The organism is Micromonospora sp. WMMD737, assembly GCF_049179055.1.
GTDB classification, from domain to species: Bacteria; Actinomycetota; Actinomycetes; order Mycobacteriales; family Micromonosporaceae; genus Micromonospora; species Micromonospora reichwaldensis.
Map to the genome: position 1 here is coordinate 5457065 of NZ_JBMHMH010000001.1, position 19318 is coordinate 5476382.

The following is a 19318-nucleotide window of genomic DNA, read 5'->3' on the forward strand; positions in this document are numbered from 1 at the left end:
TGCCCGGACTCGACAGAGGCCGTACGCTGCAACGCATGCGCACGTGCCGGGCGGCAGCCGCCGGAAAGCTCACGGTGGTCCTGGCCACGCTCGTTCTCGTGCTCGCCGGATGCGGCGGCGGCCCCGACTCCCGGTCGTGGGCGGCGTCGGTCTGCTCCGCGCTCACCCCGTGGCGGGCCGAGATCAGCAAGCTGACCAACAGCACCGACCAGCAGATGACCGCCCAGACCACCCCGGCGCAGGCGAAGGAGAACCTGGTGCGGCTCTTCGGCGGCGCGGAGCAGGCCAGCGAGACCGCCCGACGCAAGGTCGAGGAGGCCGGCGTACCGGACGCCGAGCGCGGCGAGGAGGTCTCGGCGGGCTTCCAGGCCTCGCTGGCGAAGGTGCGCGACGCGTACGGCCGGGCCCGCGACACCATCGACGGGCTGGGCACCGGCCAGCCCACCGTCTTCTACGACGGCGTCCGGGCCGCCGTGGACACCCTGAACAAGGAGTACGACGCCAGCGCGCTCGACACCAGCCAGCTCAACTCCGAGGAGTTGAAACGCGCCTTCGACGAGGTGCCGGAGTGTCGCTGAGCGGGACCGGTGACCCGTCGGGCGGCGAAGCGCTGCCGGTGCTCTTCCCGGCGCCTGCGGACCGGGTCGCGCCGGTCGCCCGCCGACCCGTACCGCCCCCGCCGGCCGACGCCGACGAGTCCGCCCGGCAGCTGACCTTCTTCGGCGCGGAGGCGGCGGACCCGTCCATCGCCGATCTCGCCGGGCTGCTGGCCGGCCCGGGCGAGGCGGTCCGGATGGGCGGCACGGCCCGGCTCTCGGTCGTGGTCGACGCGGCCTGGCGGGTGCACGTCCTCGTCGCCGAGCTGGCGCTGCGCGGGGTGGCGGCCACCTGGGAGGCGACCACCGACGGGCGGCACGCGGTGCGCACCTCGTACGCCCGCACGCTGAAGCCACTCGCGGCGGCGTGGCTGCGCGGTACGGGCAAGCGACCGCCCGCCGGCTTCCACCTCAACGGGCGGCGGCTGCGGCTCTGGCTCGCCGCGGCGGGTGCCGCCGAGCCGTCCGGCTTCCTGCTCCGGCTCGGCGCCGCCGACGAGGAGTGCTGGGGGCCGGTCGGCGGGGCGCTCGACGCGGTCGGCCTGGCCGGGGTGCTGCTCGGGCCCGGCGAGGACGGGCCGGCGTACCGGATCACCGGCCGGCGGCGGCTCGCCCGCCTGGCCGAGCTGGTGGGCGACCCGCCGCCCGCCGCCCCCGCGACCGACTGGCCGGCCCGCTCCTGACGCCCGCCGGCGCCCGCCCCGCCCACCGGTCGGGCCTGTCCGATGAGGGACAACAAGTGCGCAATTTCGCGGAAAACAGCCGGGTGGCGCCTCGACCGAGGGTCCGCCATCGTCACAGTGTCCCGCCCGGCGGCACACGCACGGTGTACGGTGGCGCCGTCCGGCACGCCCCGCCGCCGGCGGAGAAAGAGGCCGCCCCGCCGGGACGGTTTGCCGCCCGCGAAACCCGAAACGCGGGCGGCGCGTTACGTTGGACATCCGGGCCGCCGGGGGTCGGCGGGCCGAAAGTGGCCCCGAACCGGGCGCCGGTGGCTGCGAGCAGGAGTGAGGTCGGGGAGAGACGTGCCGAGCAACGCTGGAACCACCCGTCTGGTCATCGTCGAGTCACCGGCGAAGGCCAAGACGATCTCGGGCTATCTCGGCCCGGGGTACGTCGTGGAGGCCAGCTTCGGCCACGTCCGGGACCTCCCGCGCAACGCCGCCGACGTGCCGGCCAAGTACAAGGGCGAGTCGTGGGCCCGGCTCGGGGTGGACGTCGACAACGGCTTCCACGCCCTCTACGTGGTCTCCGCCGACCGTAAGCAGCAGATCAGCAAGCTGGTGAAGCTGGCCAAGGAGGTCGACGAGATCTTCCTGGCGACGGATGAGGACCGCGAGGGCGAGGCGATCGCCTGGCACCTGGTGGAGACGCTCAAGCCCAAGGTGCCGGTCAAGCGGATGGTCTTCCACGAGATCACCAAGCCGGCCATCCAGGCCGCGGTGGCCAACCCCCGCGAGATCGACCGGGACCTGGTCGACGCCCAGGAGGCCCGGCGCATCCTCGACCGCCTCTACGGCTACGAGGTCTCGCCCGTGCTGTGGAAGAAGGTCATGCCGAAGCTCTCGGCGGGCCGGGTGCAGTCCGTGGCGACCCGGATCGTGGTGGAGCGCGAGCGGCAGCGGATGGCCTTCCGCACGGCGGAATACTGGGACATCCTGGCCACCCTGGCCGTGGCGGACGCCGGCGAGGGGCCCCGCAACTTCAACGCCACCCTGGTCGCGCTGAACGGCGACCGGATCGCCACCGGCAAGGACTTCGAGCCGACCACCGGCCGGGTGAAGCCCGGCGCGGGCGTGGTCCACCTCGACGCGGGCGGCGCCCGGGGCCTCGCGGCCCGCCTGGAGGGCCGGCCGTTCACCGTCACCCGGGTGGAGGAGAAGCCCTACCGCCGCCGCCCGTACGCGCCGTTCATCACCTCCACCCTCCAGCAAGAGGCGGCCCGCAAGCTGCGGTTCTCGTCGCAGCAGACGATGCGCACCGCGCAGCGGCTCTACGAGAACGGCTACATCACCTACATGCGTACCGACTCGGTGAACCTGTCGGAGACCGCCATCACGGCGGCCCGCCGGCAGATCGTCGAGCTGTACGGCGAGCGCAGCGTGCCGCCGGAGCCGCGCCGCTACACCGGCAAGGTGAAGAACGCGCAGGAGGCGCACGAGGCGATCCGCCCGGCGGGGGACAACTTCCGCACTCCGGGCGACGTGGCCAAGGAGCTCTCCGCCGAGGAGTTCAAGCTCTACGAGCTGATCTGGCGGCGCACCATCGCCTCGCAGATGACCGACGCCGTCGGCTCCAGCGTCTCGGTGCGCATCCGCGCCGTCTCCTCCGCCCAGGAGGAGGCCGACTTCGGCGCCACCGGCAAGACCATCACCGACCCGGGCTTCCTGCGGGCGTACGTCGAGTCCAGCGACGACGAGAACGCCGAGGCCGAGGACGCCGAGCGTCGCCTGCCCAACCTGGTCAAGGGCCAGCCACTCACCGCCGACGAGCTGGCCGCGCAGGGCCACCACACCCAGCCGCCGTCGCGCTACACCGAGGCGTCGCTGGTGAAGGCCCTCGAGGAGCTGGGCATCGGCCGCCCGTCGACGTACGCGTCGATCATGCAGACGATCCAGGACCGCGGCTACGTGACCAAGCGCGGCCAGGCGATGATCCCGACCTTCCTGGCCTTCGCCGTGATCGGCCTGCTGGAGCGGCACTACCCGCGCCTGATCGACTACGACTTCACCGCCAGCATGGAGAACGAGCTGGACGAGATCGCCGGCGGCGACCACGCCGCCGTCGACTTCCTGACGGCGTTCTACTTCGGCGGCGCCAACGGCGCCGGCGACCGGGACATCGCCCGCTCGGGCGGGCTGAAGAAGCTGGTCACCGAGAACCTCAACGAGATCGACGCGCGCAGCGTCAACTCGATCCCGCTGTTCACCGACGACGAGGGCCGCGAGGTCGTCGTGCGGGTGGGCCGCTACGGGCCGTACCTCCAGCGGGCGGTGCCGGGCGAGCAGCAGGCGCCGGCCGCCGAGGGTGAGGAGGGCGGCGGCCAGGGCGACCGGGCCCCGATCCCCGAGGGGCTGGCGCCGGACGAGCTGACCCCGGAGAAGGTGCACGAGCTGTTCCTCGGCGGCGGGGGCGAGCGCAAGCTCGGCGACGACCCGGCCACCGGTGAGCCGATCCTGCTCAAGTCGGGCCGCTTCGGCCCGTACGTGGCCAGTGGCGAGCGCAAGTCGTCGCTGCTGCGCTCGCAGTCGCCGGACTCGCTGACCTTCGACGAGGCGCTGAAGCTGCTCAGCCTGCCCCGGCTGGTCGGGGTGGCCCCGGACGGCGCCGAGGTCCTGGCCAACAACGGCCGCTACGGCCCGTACGTCAAGCAGGGTGACGAGTTCCGCTCGCTGGACTCCGAAGAGAAGATGTTCACCGTCACGCTGGACGAGGCGCTGGCCCTGCTGGCCGCCCCGAAGGCCCGCCAGCGCCGGGCCGCCGCGCCGCCGCTGCGGGAGATGGGCGTCGACCCGCTGACGGAGAAGCCGCTGGTCATCAAGGACGGCCGGTTCGGCCCGTACGTCACCGACGGCGAGACGAACGCGTCGCTGCGGCGCGGCCAGACCCCGGAGGCGCTGAGCATCGAGGAGGCCTCCGAGATGCTCGCCGAGAAGCGGGCGAAGGGGCCGGCGCCGAAGAAGAAGGCCGCCGCGAAGAAGGCGCCCGCCAAGAAGGCCACGGCGGCGAAGAAGACGGCCGCGGCGACCAAGTCGACGGCGGCGAAGAAGACCACGACGGCCAAGGCCACCACCGCCAGGAAGACCCCGGCGAAGAAGGCGGCCCCTAGAAAGGCCACCACCAGCCCGGACTGACACCCGGCTCGCTCGCGAGCTGGCGTCGCGAGCTGGCGTAGCAAGAGATCTTGGCAGGTCCCGGCCCCTCGAGGGGTCGCCGCCTGCCAAGATCTTTTGCGTTGTCCACAGGGGCGGCGCGCGGCGGCGCCTGGTGGGCAGGGTGGAGGGCGTGAGACCACGCTTCACGCAATCCCCGCCGGCCCTGGGCCGGGCGGTGCCCGGCGACGACGCCGGCGAGTTGACCTGGCTGCTCTTCCGGCAGGACGAGGTGATCAGCCTCGACCAGGCGCTGCGACACCTGTCCCACAAGGCGATCCGGCGCCGGGTGACCAGCAGACGGTGGCGACACGTCCACCGTGCCGTCTTCGTGGCCCACAACGGGCCGATCGGTACCGCCCAACTCCGGTGGATCGCGGTGCTGGCCGCCGGGCCGGGCGCGATGCTCGGTGGGCTCACCGCCGCCCAGGCGGGAGGGCTGCGCGGCTTTCCCGACCTGGCGATCCACCTCTTGCTGCCGGCTGGCAGGCGGCGAGAGCTGCCGCAACGAGTGGTGGCGCACCGGACGACCCATCTGCCGGAGTGGGACGTGCTCGCGGTCGGGCAGCCACGTCGCACGATGCCCGCCCGGTCGGTCGTGGACGCGGCGCAGTGGGCGCGTACCGACGCGGAGGCCCGGGCGATCGTCGCGGCAGGCTTCCAGCAACGGATCGTGTGCGAGGAGGAGCTGCGCGAGGTCCTCGACCGGATGCCACGGCTGCGTCGCCGGAAACTGATCCTGAGCGTCGCCACGGACGCGGGCGGCGGGGCGCACTCCCTGGCCGAGTTGGACTTCCTGACCCTGACGCGCCGCGCCGGGCTGCCCGAACCCACTCGACAGAAGATCAGGTACGACGCCACGGGACGGCGCCGCTACCTCGATGCGTACTTCGAGGAGTGGAGGGTGCACGTCGAGATCGACGGCGGCCAGCATCTCGACCCGCGTGCGGCCTGGGCCGACATGCGCCGTCAGAACGACCTGTGGGTCGAAGGGGATCGCGTCCTGCGATTCCCGTCCTGGGCCCTCCGCGTCCACCCGGCCGAGGTCATCGCCCAACTCCGTACGGCACTGCGCAGAGCAGGCTGGCCGGGCTGACGCACACAGCCAGATCTTGGCAGATCCCGGCCCCTACAAGGGCCGCCTCTCGCCAAGATCGCGCGGCGAGCGGCGAGCGGCGAGCGGCGCGCCGCTCGCTCGCAGGCGGCGAGCAAGGCGGGGGTCAGGGGGCACGGTCAGCCGAGGGTTTGGGTCAGGTGGGGGTTGGTGAAGAGGTGGTGTGGGTCCAGGCGGGCGCGTAGCGCCTGGAAGTCGGCCCAGCGGGGGTAGGCGGTCGCGAGCGACTCCGCGTCGCGCCAGTGCAGCTTGCCCCAGTGGGGCCGGCCGCCGAGGCTCGCGGCGACCTGCTCGAAGGCCCGGAAGTACGGCTCGTACGGCATGCCGACGAACTGGTGGACGGCCACGTACGCCGACTCGCGCCCGTAGCCGTGGGAGAGCCAGATGTCGTCGGCGGCGGTGAAGCGCACCTCGACCGGGAAGAGCACCTTGAACGGCAGCCCGTCGACGATTCGCCGCAGCGCGTCGAGCGCCTCGGGCAGGGCGTCGCGCGGCAGCGCGTACTCCATCTCCATGAAGCGGACCCGGCGCGGGGTGCAGAAGACCTGGTCGGAGCGGCCGGTGTAGCGGCGTTCGGTGAGCGCGCGGGCGGAGACGGCGCTGATGCCGGGGGCGAGCGCCGGCACGGCGCGGCCGAGCCGGCAGGCCCCGGCGAAGACGGTGTTGGACAGGAACTCGTCGTCCAGCCAGCCGCGCCACCGGGGCAGTGGCCGGTCGTCGTCGGCCACCCGGTCGTTGGCCTTGACCTGCACGCGGGCGGTGTACGGGAACCAGTAGAACTCGACGTGGTCGTGCCTGTCGATCAGCGCGGGCAGCTCGTCGAGTACGGCCGCCAGCGGCGCCGGCCGCTCGTGGGCGCGCAGCACGAAGGCGTCCACGCAGCGCAGGGTCACCTCGACGAGCACCCCGAGCGCGCCCAGCGACACCCGGGCGGCGGCGAAGACGTCGGGGTGCTCGTCGGCGGAGCAGCGCAGCACCTCGCCGGTGCCGGTGACGAGGGTGAGCGCCTCGACGAACGTCGACAGGCAGCCGTACGCGGCGCCGGTGCCGTGGGTGCCGGTGGAGATCGCGCCGGCGATCGTCTGCGCGTCGATGTCGCCCAGGTTGGGTAGTGCCAGGCCGTGTGCGGCGAGCAGTTCGTTGAGTGCGCGCAGGGTGATCCCGGCCGGTACGGTGACCAGTCGGCGGTCGGCGTCGACGCGTACCCCGGTGTCCAGGTGGGTCAGCTCCATGCGTCGTCCGTCGGTGATCGCGACGCCGGTGAAGGAGTGGCCGCTGCCCACCGCCCGGATCCGGTCCCCGGCCGTCGCGGCGGCGCGGACGGCCTCGGTGACGTCGGCGAGGGAGGCGGGGCGCAGGATGGTGGTGGCGGTGGCGCGTTGGTTGCCGGCCCAGTTGGACCAGCCTGCCAGGGTGGGCGGTGCGGTACCGGCCATGCGCACTCCTCCACATGAATGTGAACTGACTTCATATCAGCAACGTTGTCGCAGGTAAATACCGCAATCGAGGTTTGCTCGTTGTACCGGTAGTCACGAACCCGTGACGTGCAGATATGTTCATCCGTCGAAGGGGGGTGGCGAGTGTCCACACCAGCCGCCACAGCCGGGCCGCTGCGCCGCGTACCGGTGCAGGGTCGAAGTGTCGCACGGGTCCAGCGGATGCTGGACGCCTGTGCAGAACTCGTCGACGAGGTGGGGTACGAGGGTCTGACCACGACCCTGCTCGCCGAGCGTGCCGAGGTGGCGATCGGGTCGGTCTACCAGTTCTTCCCGGACAAGCGGGCGATCGTGCAGGCGCTGACCCTGCGCACGATGGAGTCCTACCTCCAGCGGCTCGACGAGCGGTTCGCCTCCGACGACCTGACCCACTGGTGGGACGGGGTCGACGCGGGCATCGACGAGTACATCACGATGCACCGCACCGTTCCGGGCTTCCGTACCCTGCACTTCGGCGACGTGGTCGACCTGCACCTGCTCGACGAGCAGCGGGACAACAACGGCGTGATCGCGGACCAGTTGGCCCGTGTGCTCGCCGAGCGCTTCGGGCTCGACGTCCCCGACCTCCGGTTCCACCTGGAGATCGCCGTGGAGGCGGCCGACGCGCTGATCAAGTTGGCGTTCCGGCGGCTGCCCGAGGGCGACGACCGGGTCCTGGTCGAGGCGAAGGCGCTGATCCGGGAGTACCTGCACCGCCAGGTCGACGCCCCGGCCGAGGCCAACCAGTCCGGCTGACCGGGGCCGCGCAGGCACCCGGACCGGGCGAGGCCGGCCCGGGGTGCGCCGGGCGCGTGGATCAGAGGAAGGCGTGGCCCTCGCCCCGGTAGGTGGGCACGGTGGCGACGACCGCGTCCCCCTCGACCAGGTGCAACTCGTTGACGTGCTCGCACAGCTCGCCGGCCTTCGCGTGCCGGAACCAGACCCGGTCGCCGACCCGCAGCGCGCCGGCCGCCGCGCCGGCCAGCGGGGTCTGCACCTCGCCGGCCCCCTCCGTGCCGATCAGCTTGAGGCCCGCCGGCAGCCACGGCCGGGGCAACCGGCTGTCCTCGGCTGGGCCGGAGGCGATCCAGCCGCCGCCGAGCACGGTGGCCAGGCCGGGCCCCGGGCGGCGGACCACCGCGCAGGCGAAGGCCGCCGCGGGGGTGGGGCGCCAGGCGCGGTAGGCGTCGAACAGCGTCGGCCCGTACAGGCCCGATCCCGCGGTGACCTCGGTGACCGCGGGGTCGGCGCTGGTCGCGGCCACGCTGCCGGTGCCGCCGCCGTTGACGAACTCCAGGTCGGCGTGTTCGCGTACGGCGGCCACCGCCGCACCCCGGCGGGCCAGCAACTCGCGGTACGACCCGCGCTGGGCCAGCCGGATCGCGGAGCCGAGCACCGCCCGCCCGGGCGGCGCGTCGCCGAGGCCGGCGATCTGTGCCTCGTACGCCATCAGCCCGACCAGCCGGAAGCCGGCGCGGGCGGCGACGGTGGCGGCGAGCGTGCCGGCGGCCCGGGCGCTGTGCACCGGCGAGCGGCGGACCCCGACGTGCACCCGCCCGCCCAGCGGTCGCCAGGAGGCGTCCAGGTCGAGGCAGACCCGCAGCTCGGGGCGGCGCCCGGGCGGGCACACGGCGTCGACGAGGTCGAGCTGGTCGGTGCCGTCGATCATCAGCGTGACGGCCGCGGCGAGCGCCGGGTCGGCGGCGAGCGCGGCGAGCGCCCCCCGGTCGGCCGTGGGGTACGCCACCAGCGCGTCGTCGGTCACGCCGGTTCGGACCAGCCAGAGCGCCTCGGGCAGGGTGAAGGCCATCACGCCCCGCCAGCCGGGACGCCCCAGCGCCCGGCCGATCAGGTCCCGGGCGCGGACCGACTTGCTGGCGATCCGGACCGGCTTGCCGGCGGCCCGTTTCGCCAGCGCGGCGGCGTTGCCGTCGAAGGCCGCGAGGTCCACGACGGCGTACGGCGGGTCGAGGTGCGCGGTCGCCCGGTCGAGGCGGTCACGAAGTTTGTCGCTTTCGATGGCCACGTGTGCACGCTAACTGTCTGGGAGGCAATGCGAAATACCCTCGCGTCTGTCCGGGCTGCGGGCGGTGGCCGCGGCGGCCTAGGCTCGGCGAACAGGAGAATGTCGCGGCGGGGTGGGTCCCCGCCGGGTCTAGAGTGTTCCACCGGGACTGCCCAGCGATGGGCCGGCACGTGGAGGTACGGCCATCGAAAGCCAGTTCAACGGCGAGTCGCCCGGCGTGTCGTCGTCCTCGACAAAGCCCGGCGGCGCCGAGAAGCCCGGCCCGGACCACTCCGGCTACGCCGCCATCCGCTCGGTGCTGCGGATCACCCCGTTCCGCCGGCTCTGGATCGTGCTCGGCGCGGCCTCCTTCGGCGACTGGTTCGGCCTGCTCGCCACCAGCGTCTTCGCCGCCTCCCAGGTCGAGGGCAGCACCGCCCAGGGCGCCGCGTTCGGTGGCGTGATCGCCATCCGGCTGCTGCCGGCGCTGGTGCTCGGCCCGGTCGCCGGCGTGTTCGCCGACCGGTTCGACAGGCGCTGGACCATGGTCATCTGCGACGTGCTGCGCTTCCTGCTCTTCGCCTCGATCCCACTGGTCGCGCTGCTCGGGGCGAGCGGGCCGGTCGTGGTCGGCTGGGCGGCGATCGCCACCTTCCTGATCGAGTCGATCACGCTGCTGTGGATCCCGGCCAAGGAGGCCGCGGTCCCCAACCTGATCCCGCGCGCCCGGCTGGAGGCCGCCAACCAGCTCACGCTGATCACCACGTACGGCCTCACCCCCATCCTCGCCGCGCTGATCCTCGCCGCGCTCGACGGCATCGTGCGGGGGGCCACCGGGGGCTCGACGCCGGACTGGGCCGCGCCGGCCGACCTGGCGCTCTGGTTCAACGCGTTCTCCCGGCTGGCCACCGCGCTGGTGGTGGCGTACGGCATCAAGGAGATCAGCCAGGGGCAGTCCGCCGAGACGGACCGCACCGAGCAGAGCATGATGCGCCAGTTCAAGGAGGGCTGGCGCTACATCGGGCAGACCCCGCTGGTCCGCGGCCTGGTGCTCGGCATCTTCGGCGCGTTCGCCGGCGGCGGCATCGTGATCGGCACCGCCAAGTTCTTCGCCACCTCGCTCGGCGCCGGTGACGCCGCCTTCTACCTGCTCTTCGGCGCCATCTTCGTCGGCCTCGCGCTCGGCATCGGGCTCGGGCCGATGATCGTCAAGGAGATGTCCCGGCGGCGCTGGTTCGGCATGAGCATCGTGCTGGCCAGCGCGTCGGTGATGGCCCTGGCCTTCGCCATCCACCTCTCCATGGCGATGGTCGGCGCGGTCCTGGTCGGCGCGGGCGCCGGAATGGCGTTCCTCTCCGGCACCACCCTGCTCGGCGGCGAGATCGCCGACGAGGTGCGCGGCCGGGTCTTCGCGGTGGTGCAGATCGGCACCCGGCTGGTGCTGATCCTCGCGATCGGCCTCAGCAGCCTGCTCGCCGGCGTCGGCGGCTCGCGCCGGCTGGAGTTGGCCGACCTGGGCGTGTCGATCTCGTCCACCCGACTGCTGCTGCTCGCCGCCGGTGCCGCCGGCATCTTCGCCGGGATCAGCGCGTTCGGGCAGATGGACGACAAGAAGGGCGTTCCCGTCCTGGCCGACCTCTGGGGCTCGATCCGGGGCCGCCCGCTGATGCCGGCCGAGCCGTTCGTCTCCGCCGGCCTCTTCGTGGTCTTCGAGGGCGGCGAGGGCGCCGGCAAGTCCACCCAGCTCGCCGCGCTCGCCGAGCGGCTGCGCGGGCAGGGGCGCGACGTGGTGGTGACCCGCGAGCCGGGGGCCACCGCCGTCGGCGAGCGGATCCGGTCGCTGCTGCTCGGCGCGCCCGGCTCCGACGTGCCGTCGCCGCGCGCCGAGGCGCTGCTCTACGCCGCCGACCGGGCGCACCACGTGGCCACCGTCGTCCGGCCGGCGCTCGTCCGGGGCGCGGTGGTGATCAGCGACCGGTACGTCGACTCGTCCCTGGCGTACCAGGGGGCGGGGCGGACGCTCCCCGTCGACGAGGTCTCCTGGCTCTCGTCGTGGGCCACCGGCGGGCTCAAGCCCGACCTGGTGGTGCTGCTCGACGTCGAACCGCACACCGGCCTGGCCCGGGTGGCGGCGCGCGCCGAAGCGGCCGACCACCTGGAGGCCGAGTCCGTAGCCTTCCACGAGCGGGTCCGCTACGCCTTCCTCGACCTCGCCGCCGCCGACCCGAAGCGCTACCTGGTGCTCGACGCGTCCCGCCCGGTCGAGGAGATCACCGGGCAGGTGACCCGGCGGGTCGAGGAAATGTTCGGCAGCCCCGGCGGCATCGTGCACCCGCGCCCCGCGCAGGGACCGGACACCTCGGTGCAGCCGGAGTTATCCGAATCGGAGCTGGTACCGATGGAGCGCCGGACCTGATGCCCGACGTCTTCGCCGACCTGGTCGGGCAGGACGAGGCGGTCGACACGCTGCGCCGGGCCGCCGCCGCGGCGTCCGCCGTGCTGCGCGCCGCCGCCCCGCCTGCGGCCGACGCCGCCGGGGACGAGTTCGACGCGCTCGCCGACGAGTCCGACGGCTGTCAGCCGCCCGCCGTCGACACCGGGGCGGGGATGACGCACGCCTGGATCTTCACCGGGCCGCCCGGGTCGGGCCGGTCGGTGGCGGCGCGGGCCTTCGCCGCCGCCCTCCAGTGCGCGTACGGCACCGGCTGCGGCGGGTGCCCCGGCTGCCACACCACGATGACCGGCACCCACGCCGACGTCCGGCTGGTGGTGCCGGAGGGGCTCTCCATCGGCGTCAACGAGATGCGGGCGCTGGTGCTGCGCGCCGCCAGCACCCCGTCGGGCGGGCGCTGGCAGGTGGTGATCATCGAGGACGCGGACCGGCTCACCGAGGCGGCCGGCAACGCGCTGCTCAAGGCCATCGAGGAGCCGCCCCCGCGGACGGTCTTCCTGCTCTGCGCCCCGTCGACCCACCCGGACGACATCTCGGTGACCATCCGGTCGCGCTGCCGGGTCGTACCGCTGGTGCAGCCCGCGCCGGAGGCGGTGGCCGAGGTGCTGGCCCGCCGCGACGGCGTCGCGCCCGACGTGGCGCGGTGGGCCGCGGCGGCGGCCCAGGGGCACGTGGGACGGGCCCGCCGGCTGGCCCGCGACCCGGAGGCGCGCACGCGCCGGGAGGCCGTGCTCGCGGTGCCGCGCCGGCTGACCGGCGTGGGTGCCGCCTTCGACGCGGCGTCGGCGCTGATCGAGGCGGCCGAGGCGGAGGCCGAGGCCTCCGTGGCGGAGACCGCCGCGGCCGAGCGGGCGGCGCTGGAGACCGCGCTCGGCGCCGGTGGCACCGGGCGGGGGGCGGCCGGCGCGATGCGGGGCGCCGCCGGGCAGCTGAAGGACCTGGAGAAGCGGCAGAAGTCCCGGGCCACCCGGGCCCAGCGGGACGCGCTGGACCGGGCGCTGGTCGACCTGGCCGGCTTCTACCGCGACGCGCTCACCATGGCGCTGCGCGCCCCCGTGGCGCCGGTGCACACCGACACCGCCGCGCTGGCCGGGGCGGGCGCGCAGAAGTGGGACGCCGAGGGGGCGCTGCGCCGCCTGGAAGCGGTGCTGGAATGCCGGGCGGCGATCGAGGCGAACGTCAAGCCCCGGATCGCCGTCGAGGCGATGATGCTCTCGCTCTGGAAGGGCTGAGCCCGCCGACGAATCCGCCCGAGCCGGGGCTGCGGCGGCCGACCCGCCCGCGGAGTCCCGGCGGCCGGACCGGTTGTCCACAGGCATCGACAGGCGCAATTGCTGTGCGGTACGGTCCGGTGTGCCGCCGTGACGGTGGCGGCACGCACAGTGATTTTCCTGTTCCGGGAGGGGTCCGCCGATGCCGCGGGGGGAGATCGACGAGGCCTGGATCGAGGAGGCGGTGCGGCGCTACCGCCGGATCGAGTCCCTCCAGACCGAGTTCGACCAGGCGGTGTCGACCGTCGAGGTCACCGTGCGATCGCCCGACGGGCTGGTCGAGGTGGTGGTCACCGCCGGCGGGCGGATCACCGACGTGCGCTTCCTGGGCCCGCTGCACACCCGCAACCCCCGCGACGTCGCCGGCTCGGTGCAGGCGGCGGTCACCGCGGCGGCCGACGCCGCCCAGTGGGCCCGGGAGAAGCTGCACAACGAGACGTTCGCCGCCTACCGGCCGCTGGCGGGAGCCTGAGATGGAGAGCCTGCGCGCCCTCGCCGCCCGGCTCGACGAGGCGAGCGAGACCATGACCGCCGTGTCCCGCACGGTCACCGCCGGCGACCCGGCGCAGGCCGCGTTCGGCGTGGACGCCCCCGGCCGGCCCGGGGAGATCGGGCGGGCCCTGCACCGGCAGTGGACCGCCGCCACCGGCGACCGGGCCCGGGAGGCGCACGTCGCCGCCCAGCGGCTGGCCGCCGCCGCGGCGGCGATGCGGGCCGCCGCCGACCACTACGCGGACGTCGACCGCGCCGCGCGCCACCGGCTGACCGGGGAGGCGTGATGGACGCGCTGGACCGCCTCGCCGAGCCCGGCCTCGACCTGCTCCGCCGGGTCGACACGCTGCTCGCCGCAGGAGCCCCCGAGGGGCACCGCGTGTGGCCGCTGCTGCGCCGGATGCAGGTGCTTCCCGGTGAGGCCGTCCGCAACTTCCTCGACCTGCATCCGGCGCCGCTTGCCGCCGCCGGCCACACCGCGCGCCGCCTCATGCGGGGCTACGACGACGCCTGCGCCGCGCTGACCGACCCGGTGCTCTGGTCCGGCCCGGCCGCGTCGTCGTACGGGCAGGCCCGGGCGGCCCTGTTGCGCCACCTCGACGAAGGGCCGGAGAGCCTGGTCGGCCGGCTGGAGTCGACGGCCGGCTACGCCGACGCGCTCGCCGACTGGGTCGAGGGCAGCCGGCTCGCACTGGCCCGCGCGCTCGCCGACGTCCTCCGCTGTGCCGAGGCGGTGACCGTGGTCGCCGCGACGTCGACGCCGGGCGGCGCCCCGGGGCACCGGGCCGCCCCGGGGCCGGGCGGGAGCGAGGCCGCTGAGATCGCCGCGCGGGTGCTGGCGGTGCTCAGCGTCGCGTACGACGGGGCCGAGACCCTGCTGCGCCAGTGGGCGCCGAGCCTCGCCGAGTCCCGCTGGCGGGTGCCGGTGGTCGACCGTCCCCGCTACGACACCCCCACCCGCGTCGGCTGGTGACGCACTGCGGGTGCACGCGCGGTAGCCGGGTGTCGACTGCCGGCCCGGCCACCCCGGCCCGCGCGTCGTAGGGTGTGAGGCATGGGCATGCTCTGCGCGGTCAGCTTCCAGCGGTACGGGCGCCTCTACTACCTGGACCCGGGCGAGCTGCGTCCCCAGGTCGGCGACAAGGTGCTGGTGCCCACCGACGACGGGCCCGAGGTGGCCGAGTGCGTCTGGGCGGCGCAGTGGGTCACCGAGGAGACCGAGGGCTTCCCCCGGCTGGCCGGCCTGGCCGGCGAGGAGGACCTGCGTCGCGACGAGACGGTGCGCCGCCGCAAGGCCGAGGCCAAGGTCGCGGCGAAGCGGCTGATCCGGGAGCACGCCCTGCCGATGAAGGTGGTGGCGATCGACCACGTGCTGGGCGCCGCCGAGGGTGGCGGCGAGCGGAGCACCATCTACTTCACGGCCCCGCACCGGGTGGACTTCCGCGCGCTGGTCCGGGACCTCGGCGCCACCCTGCACTGCCGGGTCGAGCTGCGGCAGCTCTCCGCCCGGGACTCGGCGCGGGTGCAGGGCGGCATCGGCTCCTGCGGCCGGGACCTCTGCTGCGCCACCTTCCTCACCGACTTCGAGCCGGTCACCATCCGGATGGCGAAGGACCAGGACCTGCCGCTCAACCCGCTGCGCATCTCGGGAGCGTGCGGCCGGCTGATGTGCTGCCTGAAGTACGAGCACCCGCTCTACCAGCGGTTCCAGGAGTCGGCCCCGGCGGTGGGCAGTCGGGTGACGACGCCCGAGGGCCCGGGCCGGGTGGTGGGGCACAGCGTGCCACGCGACGCGGTGACCGTACGCATGGACGCGGACGGCTCCCGGTGTTCCTGCTCGCGCGCTTCGGTCTGCGGGCCGCGGCAGGCATACGAGAGCCGTGGCCAGACGGTTGCGGAAGCCGAGGAGGGCTGACCGGCCCCGCCCGACGGGCTGACGCGGCGCGTTCGACGTGAAAAGAGGGTCGCCCTCCGCGTCGGGAGACGCGGAGGGCGACCGGGGTGCGGGGGAGAGGCCTACCGGGCTTCGGTGAGGCCGTAGGCGCGGTCGATGGTCTGCACGACGCGGTTGCCCGAGCGGTCCCATGCCTCGGTGCGTACGGAGACCGCCCCGGTGGTCTTCGCCAGCTTCGGGTGCACGACCAGCGCGTGGTAGCTGCCGCCGAGACCCGGGACGACCACCGCCTGCTTCCAGGTGGCCCCGTCGTCGTACGACACCCAGGTACGCAGCCCGGCGATCCGGGGCGCGTTCGGCGCGGCGTGCGGCGTGACCTCGAACCGGTACGCCCGCCCGGCCTGCGTGGTGTCGGTGAGCGACAGGTCGAAGTCGTGCTCGAGCTGGATCAACGGCTGCCAGTCGCACGTGCCCGTGCCGATGTTGATCTGCGCGGTGTAGCACTGCGCCGGCTCCCGTACCGTGCCGGTCGCGCCGGCCGAGCGGAACGTCCAGTCGGTGGCGATCCGCTTCGCCAGCGTCTGCCCGGAGAAGTTGTCGTTGCGGACCGTACGCAGCGTGTACTGGCCCGGCGCCGACGGCACGGTCCAGTGCAGGAAGTTGCCCCCGCGGCCCGGCGGCGGGTTCGGGGCGATCCGGACGCCGTCCCGTTCGAGCGTCGCCTGCACCCGCCGGGCCCCGGAGACGGAGCTGGTCAGGTCCGCCGCCGACGACGAGCGTTCGAGCAGGTAGATGGTGTCCCCGTCCCGGCACGACATGCAGGTGGTGGGCAGGCCGGAGTCGCCCGGCAGCGCACCCAGCACGACCGGCGGCTGGTGGATCTTCTCCGTCCGGGACAGCGGCCGGGTGAACGTCCCGACGTGGTCGGTGCCGCGGCTGGCGCCGTCGGCCCGGTTGATCACCGTGAAGTACCGCGCCCAGAGGACGTCCGGCCCGGTGACGTTGTAGTACTCGGTGCGGGCGATCGGCACGTCGTAGTCGTGCGCGGCGTTGGCGCTGAAGGTCTGCCCGGGGACGTAGGTGTGGCTGACCTCGTGCGCGTTCGTCTGGTACTGCGGCGACGGCACCTGGGCGTGCTGCTCGCTGCGCACCTGCACGAGGTCGCGGTGGCGGACGCTGTCGACCGGCTTCGCCGGCATCCGGTCGGCGGTGTGGTGCCGCAGCTTGTACTGGTACGGGCTGACGAGCTGCGCGTCGATGTCGACGTAGGGCCGCTTCGCCCCGGCGATCACCTTCGCCACCTTCGCCCCCTGCGCGCCGTCGAGCCAGAGCAGCGGCAGCCGGGGCTTGACGATGTCGTACGGGGGGATCTGGGCGGGCAGGCCGATGTCGTCGCGGCCGACGAAGTACTGGAGCACGCCGGCCGCGCCGGCCTTCGCGGCCTGCTCGATCTCGTCGACGAACCAGCTGTTGGCCGGGCTGTCGAGGAGCACCAGCTTGCCCTTGACGTCCCGGCCGGCCAGCAGGTCGGCCCGGCTGGCGAGCTGGAGCCGCTGGTCGGTGGCGAACTTCGGCGCGAACTCGCTGTCGGTGAGGTAGGTCGGGTTCACCCGCAGCCGGCCGTTGCCGTGCACGGTGGTGGTGGCCTCCGGCGCGGCGCGGAGCTGCTCGAACCAGGTCCCGTACTTGCCGATCGTCGGCTTGGCCCGGCTCGGTACGACGTGCGTCCGCCAGCTGTAGGCGTGGCCGGGTCCGGTGTACCAGACGCTGGAGTAGGTCAGGCCGGACGCCGTGGAGAAGGTGCTGCCCATGGCGAGGTGCACCGCCTCGCTGGGCAGCGGCGTGTCGATCTTCTCGACCTCCACCAGGTCGCGGGCGAGGTCGTACTCGAGGGTGGCGTTGCCGCTGATCGTGTACTGCGGGTTCTCCAGCCACGCCTGGTGGCGGAACGCCTCGGTGTCGCCCCAGTAGGCGCCCCAGCAGCTCACGTGGTAGTCGCCGTCCGGGACGTAGCCGACGCCCTGGATGACGTTCTGGCCCGGCACACCACCCATCATGACCAGGTAGGACGTGTCGTCCCGGAGGTTGCGGAAGTCGCAGGGGGCGTTGCCCATCGCGATGGGGTCGCCGGGCACGCCGACGATGCGGGTGGTGATCGTGCGCATCGGCGGTTGCCGCACCAGCCCGACCGCGAGGGTCAGCCGGGTCCCGGTGGCCTCGTCGGTGGCCACGAGCGAACCGGTGTAGCTGCCGATCTCCAGCGCGGCGGCGTCGAGCGAGACGGTGACCTGCCCGGTGCCGCCGGCCGGCACGGTGACCGTGGCGGGGGTGGTCAGGGCGGCGCTGGCGTCGCCACCGGAGATCCGCCGCAGGGCCGGGGTCAGGGTGAGGGTGACCGGCTGCCCGGTGGGGTTGTGGTAGCTGACCTGCCGGTCGAGCCGGGGCTCGGTGTTCGGGGACACGGTGCCGAAGTCGACGTTGACGGTGCCGGTGGTGACCTGCTGGCGCACCGCGCGGGCCAGGTCGAGCCGTCCGGCGCCCTGCTCGTAGGCGGTGTGGCCGGCGTCCTTGCTGGTGCCGATCAGCGTCGGCTTGAGCTGGGCGGCGGTCCAGTCCGGGTGCTGCTGCGCCAGCACCGCTGCCGCGCCCGCCACGTGCGGAGTGGCCATCGAGGTGCCGTTCGCCGAGGTGTAGAGGTCGTCGACGGGAGTGCCCATCGCGGTGCCGGTGGCGCGGGCGGCCACGATTCCCACGCCGGGGGCGGAGATGTCCGGCTTGATGGCCCGGTCACCGAGCCGGGGGCCACGACTGGAAAAGTCGGCGAGCTGGTCGGTCTTGGAGGTCGCGCCCACGGTCAGGGCCGCGTCCGCGGCGCCGGGGGCGCCGACGGTGTTCTCCCGGCCGGAGTTGCCCGCGGCGATGACGAAGAGCGTGCCCGTCTCGGCGGTCAGCCGGTTGACCGCCTGGCTGGCCGGGTCGGTGCCGTCGGTCGGCGCACCGCCGAGGCTCATGCTGACGACCTTCGCGCCGCCGGTGGCGGCCCACTCCATCGCGTCGATGATCCACGACATGTCGCCGTTGCCGCCGTCGTCGAGCACCTTCGCGACGAGCAGGTCCGCGCCGGGGGCGACACCCTTGCGCGCGCCGCCCGAGCCGGCGCCCGACCCGGCGATGGTGGCCGCGACGTGGGTGCCGTGGCCGTGCCCGTCCGTCACCGACTCGACGCCCGGCACGAAGCTCTTCGAGCCCACGACCTTGCCCCGGACATCCGGGTGGTCGGCGTCGATGCCGGTGTCGAGCACCGCCACCTTCACCCCGCTGCCGTCGAGTCCGGCGGCCCACGCCTGCGGCGCGCCGATCAGGGGCACGCTCTCGGCGAGGTCGACCTTGACCTTCTGGTCCAGCCACACCTTGCCGACCCCGGAGGCCAGCGACGGTCCGGCGGTCCTCGCCGCCGGTCCACGGGCAGCGGCGGCCCGGTCGGCGCCGCCGGTCAGCGCGGTCCAGAAGTCACCGACCCGGGCCTTGTCCACGGACAACCCGGCGCCGGCCACGCTGGGCAGGTCGCGTCGCACGGTGGCGCCCGGCAGCGCCGCCGGGGAGGCCGCCCGCGCCCTCGTACCCGCGCCGTAGCTCACGATCACCGGCATCGTCTGGGCGGCGTCGTCGCCGTAGCCGTTGCGGGCCAGGTACCGCACGTCGAACAGTTCCTGGTCCAGCAGGCCCCTGGCCACCAGACCCTGCGCGGACTGGGGGATGACGTAGACCCCGGTCGGGTCCGAGTAGGAACGGAACGCGTCCGTCGCGGCGGGACCGTCGGGCGAGCTGATCACCGTGGCGCTGCTCCGGCCGTCCGCCCCTTCCGCGTACCGCACCCGGTGGCCGGTGATCAGGGTGACGGTCGCCTCGAGGCCGTCGCCGGTCGCGGTGGTCACGGTGGCCGTCGCGGTCGGGTTCGGCCCCGGCTCGCCCACCGTCGGTGCGGCGGTCACCGGTGCCGGGACGCCGACGGTGGCGGCGGCCACCGCGACGGCGAGGCCGCAGGCGACCCCGCCACGCCGTGATCGCCGTGGGATCAGGCTCGACATGAATATTCCTCTCCGAGGGGGTGTACGCAGGGGGAACGGATGCGTCCCGTGGAGCTTCG

At 74.0% G+C, this 19318-nt stretch carries 14 protein-coding genes; 11 read left to right on the forward strand and 3 right to left on the reverse strand.

Going from position 1 to position 19318, the window contains the following annotated elements:
• Window positions 1-35: 35 nt before the first annotated feature.
• The 4 genes from ACN27A_RS24155 (at window position 36) to ACN27A_RS24170 (ending at window position 5564) form a co-directional block, all read left to right on the forward strand.
• Window positions 36-578, forward strand: coding sequence for a hypothetical protein (locus ACN27A_RS24155; protein ID WP_421456941.1), 543 nt, complete (start codon window positions 36-38; stop codon window positions 576-578).
• Window positions 569-1279: a hypothetical protein gene (locus tag ACN27A_RS24160; protein WP_421456942.1), complete on the forward strand. Its 711-nt coding sequence runs from the start codon at window positions 569-571 to the stop codon at window positions 1277-1279. The genes ACN27A_RS24155 and ACN27A_RS24160 overlap by 10 nt, the downstream gene beginning before the upstream one ends.
• A 342-nt stretch (window positions 1280-1621) precedes the next feature.
• Window positions 1622-4450, forward strand: coding sequence for a type I DNA topoisomerase (topA, locus tag ACN27A_RS24165; protein ID WP_421456943.1), 2829 nt, complete (start codon window positions 1622-1624; stop codon window positions 4448-4450).
• Between the two features lie 151 nt (window positions 4451-4601).
• Window positions 4602-5564, forward strand: a complete 963-nt coding sequence (locus ACN27A_RS24170) for an endonuclease domain-containing protein (RefSeq protein ID WP_421456944.1) — start codon at window positions 4602-4604, stop codon at window positions 5562-5564.
• 137 nt (window positions 5565-5701) lie between these two features.
• Here the strand turns inward: ACN27A_RS24170 and ACN27A_RS24175 are convergent, their stop codons facing one another.
• Window positions 5702-7018, reverse strand: coding sequence for a D-arabinono-1,4-lactone oxidase (locus ACN27A_RS24175; protein WP_421456945.1), 1317 nt, complete (start codon window positions 7016-7018; stop codon window positions 5702-5704).
• Between the two features lie 222 nt (window positions 7019-7240).
• On the opposite strand from ACN27A_RS24175, the gene ACN27A_RS24180 reads away from it, so the two are divergent.
• Window positions 7241-7813: a TetR family transcriptional regulator gene (locus ACN27A_RS24180; protein ID WP_132232438.1), complete on the forward strand. Its 573-nt coding sequence runs from the start codon at window positions 7241-7243 to the stop codon at window positions 7811-7813.
• A 61-nt stretch (window positions 7814-7874) separates the two neighbouring features.
• On the opposite strand, the gene ACN27A_RS24185 is transcribed toward ACN27A_RS24180, so the two are convergent.
• A complete protein-coding gene (locus ACN27A_RS24185) occupies window positions 7875-9083 on the reverse strand; it encodes an amino acid deaminase/aldolase (RefSeq protein ID WP_421456946.1) in 1209 nt (402 codons plus the stop codon).
• A gap of 331 nt (window positions 9084-9414) precedes the next feature.
• Here ACN27A_RS24185 and tmk point away from each other — a divergent pair, with 331 nt between their 5' ends.
• The 6 genes from tmk to ACN27A_RS24215 all read left to right on the forward strand — a co-directional run bounded on the left by tmk (window position 9415) and on the right by ACN27A_RS24215 (window position 15192).
• Window positions 9415-11478 carry a dTMP kinase gene (gene tmk, locus ACN27A_RS24190; RefSeq protein WP_421458588.1) on the forward strand — a complete coding sequence of 688 codons (2064 nt, stop codon included), beginning with the start codon at window positions 9415-9417 and terminating at the stop codon, window positions 11476-11478.
• On the forward strand, window positions 11478-12746 hold the full coding sequence (locus ACN27A_RS24195) for a DNA polymerase III subunit delta' (protein WP_421456947.1): 1269 nt from the start codon (window positions 11478-11480) through the stop codon (window positions 12744-12746). The genes tmk and ACN27A_RS24195 overlap by 1 nt, the downstream gene beginning before the upstream one ends.
• A 181-nt stretch (window positions 12747-12927) precedes the next feature.
• Window positions 12928-13257 (forward strand): YbaB/EbfC family nucleoid-associated protein, encoded by a 330-nt coding sequence (locus ACN27A_RS24200; RefSeq protein ID WP_121397041.1) that lies wholly within the window; start codon window positions 12928-12930, stop codon window positions 13255-13257.
• Between the two features lies 1 nt (window position 13258).
• On the forward strand, window positions 13259-13564 hold the full coding sequence (locus tag ACN27A_RS24205) for a hypothetical protein (RefSeq protein ID WP_421456948.1): 306 nt from the start codon (window positions 13259-13261) through the stop codon (window positions 13562-13564).
• Window positions 13564-14250, forward strand: a complete 687-nt coding sequence (locus ACN27A_RS24210; RefSeq protein ID WP_421456949.1) for a hypothetical protein — start codon at window positions 13564-13566, stop codon at window positions 14248-14250. The genes ACN27A_RS24205 and ACN27A_RS24210 overlap by 1 nt, the downstream gene beginning before the upstream one ends.
• 81 nt (window positions 14251-14331) lie before the next feature.
• On the forward strand, window positions 14332-15192 hold the full coding sequence (locus ACN27A_RS24215) for a PSP1 domain-containing protein (RefSeq protein ID WP_421456950.1): 861 nt from the start codon (window positions 14332-14334) through the stop codon (window positions 15190-15192).
• A 101-nt stretch (window positions 15193-15293) separates the two neighbouring features.
• On the opposite strand, the gene ACN27A_RS24220 is transcribed toward ACN27A_RS24215, so the two are convergent.
• Window positions 15294-19259: a S8 family peptidase gene (locus tag ACN27A_RS24220; protein WP_421456951.1), complete on the reverse strand. Its 3966-nt coding sequence runs from the start codon at window positions 19257-19259 to the stop codon at window positions 15294-15296.
• Window positions 19260-19318: the final 59 nt, after the last annotated feature.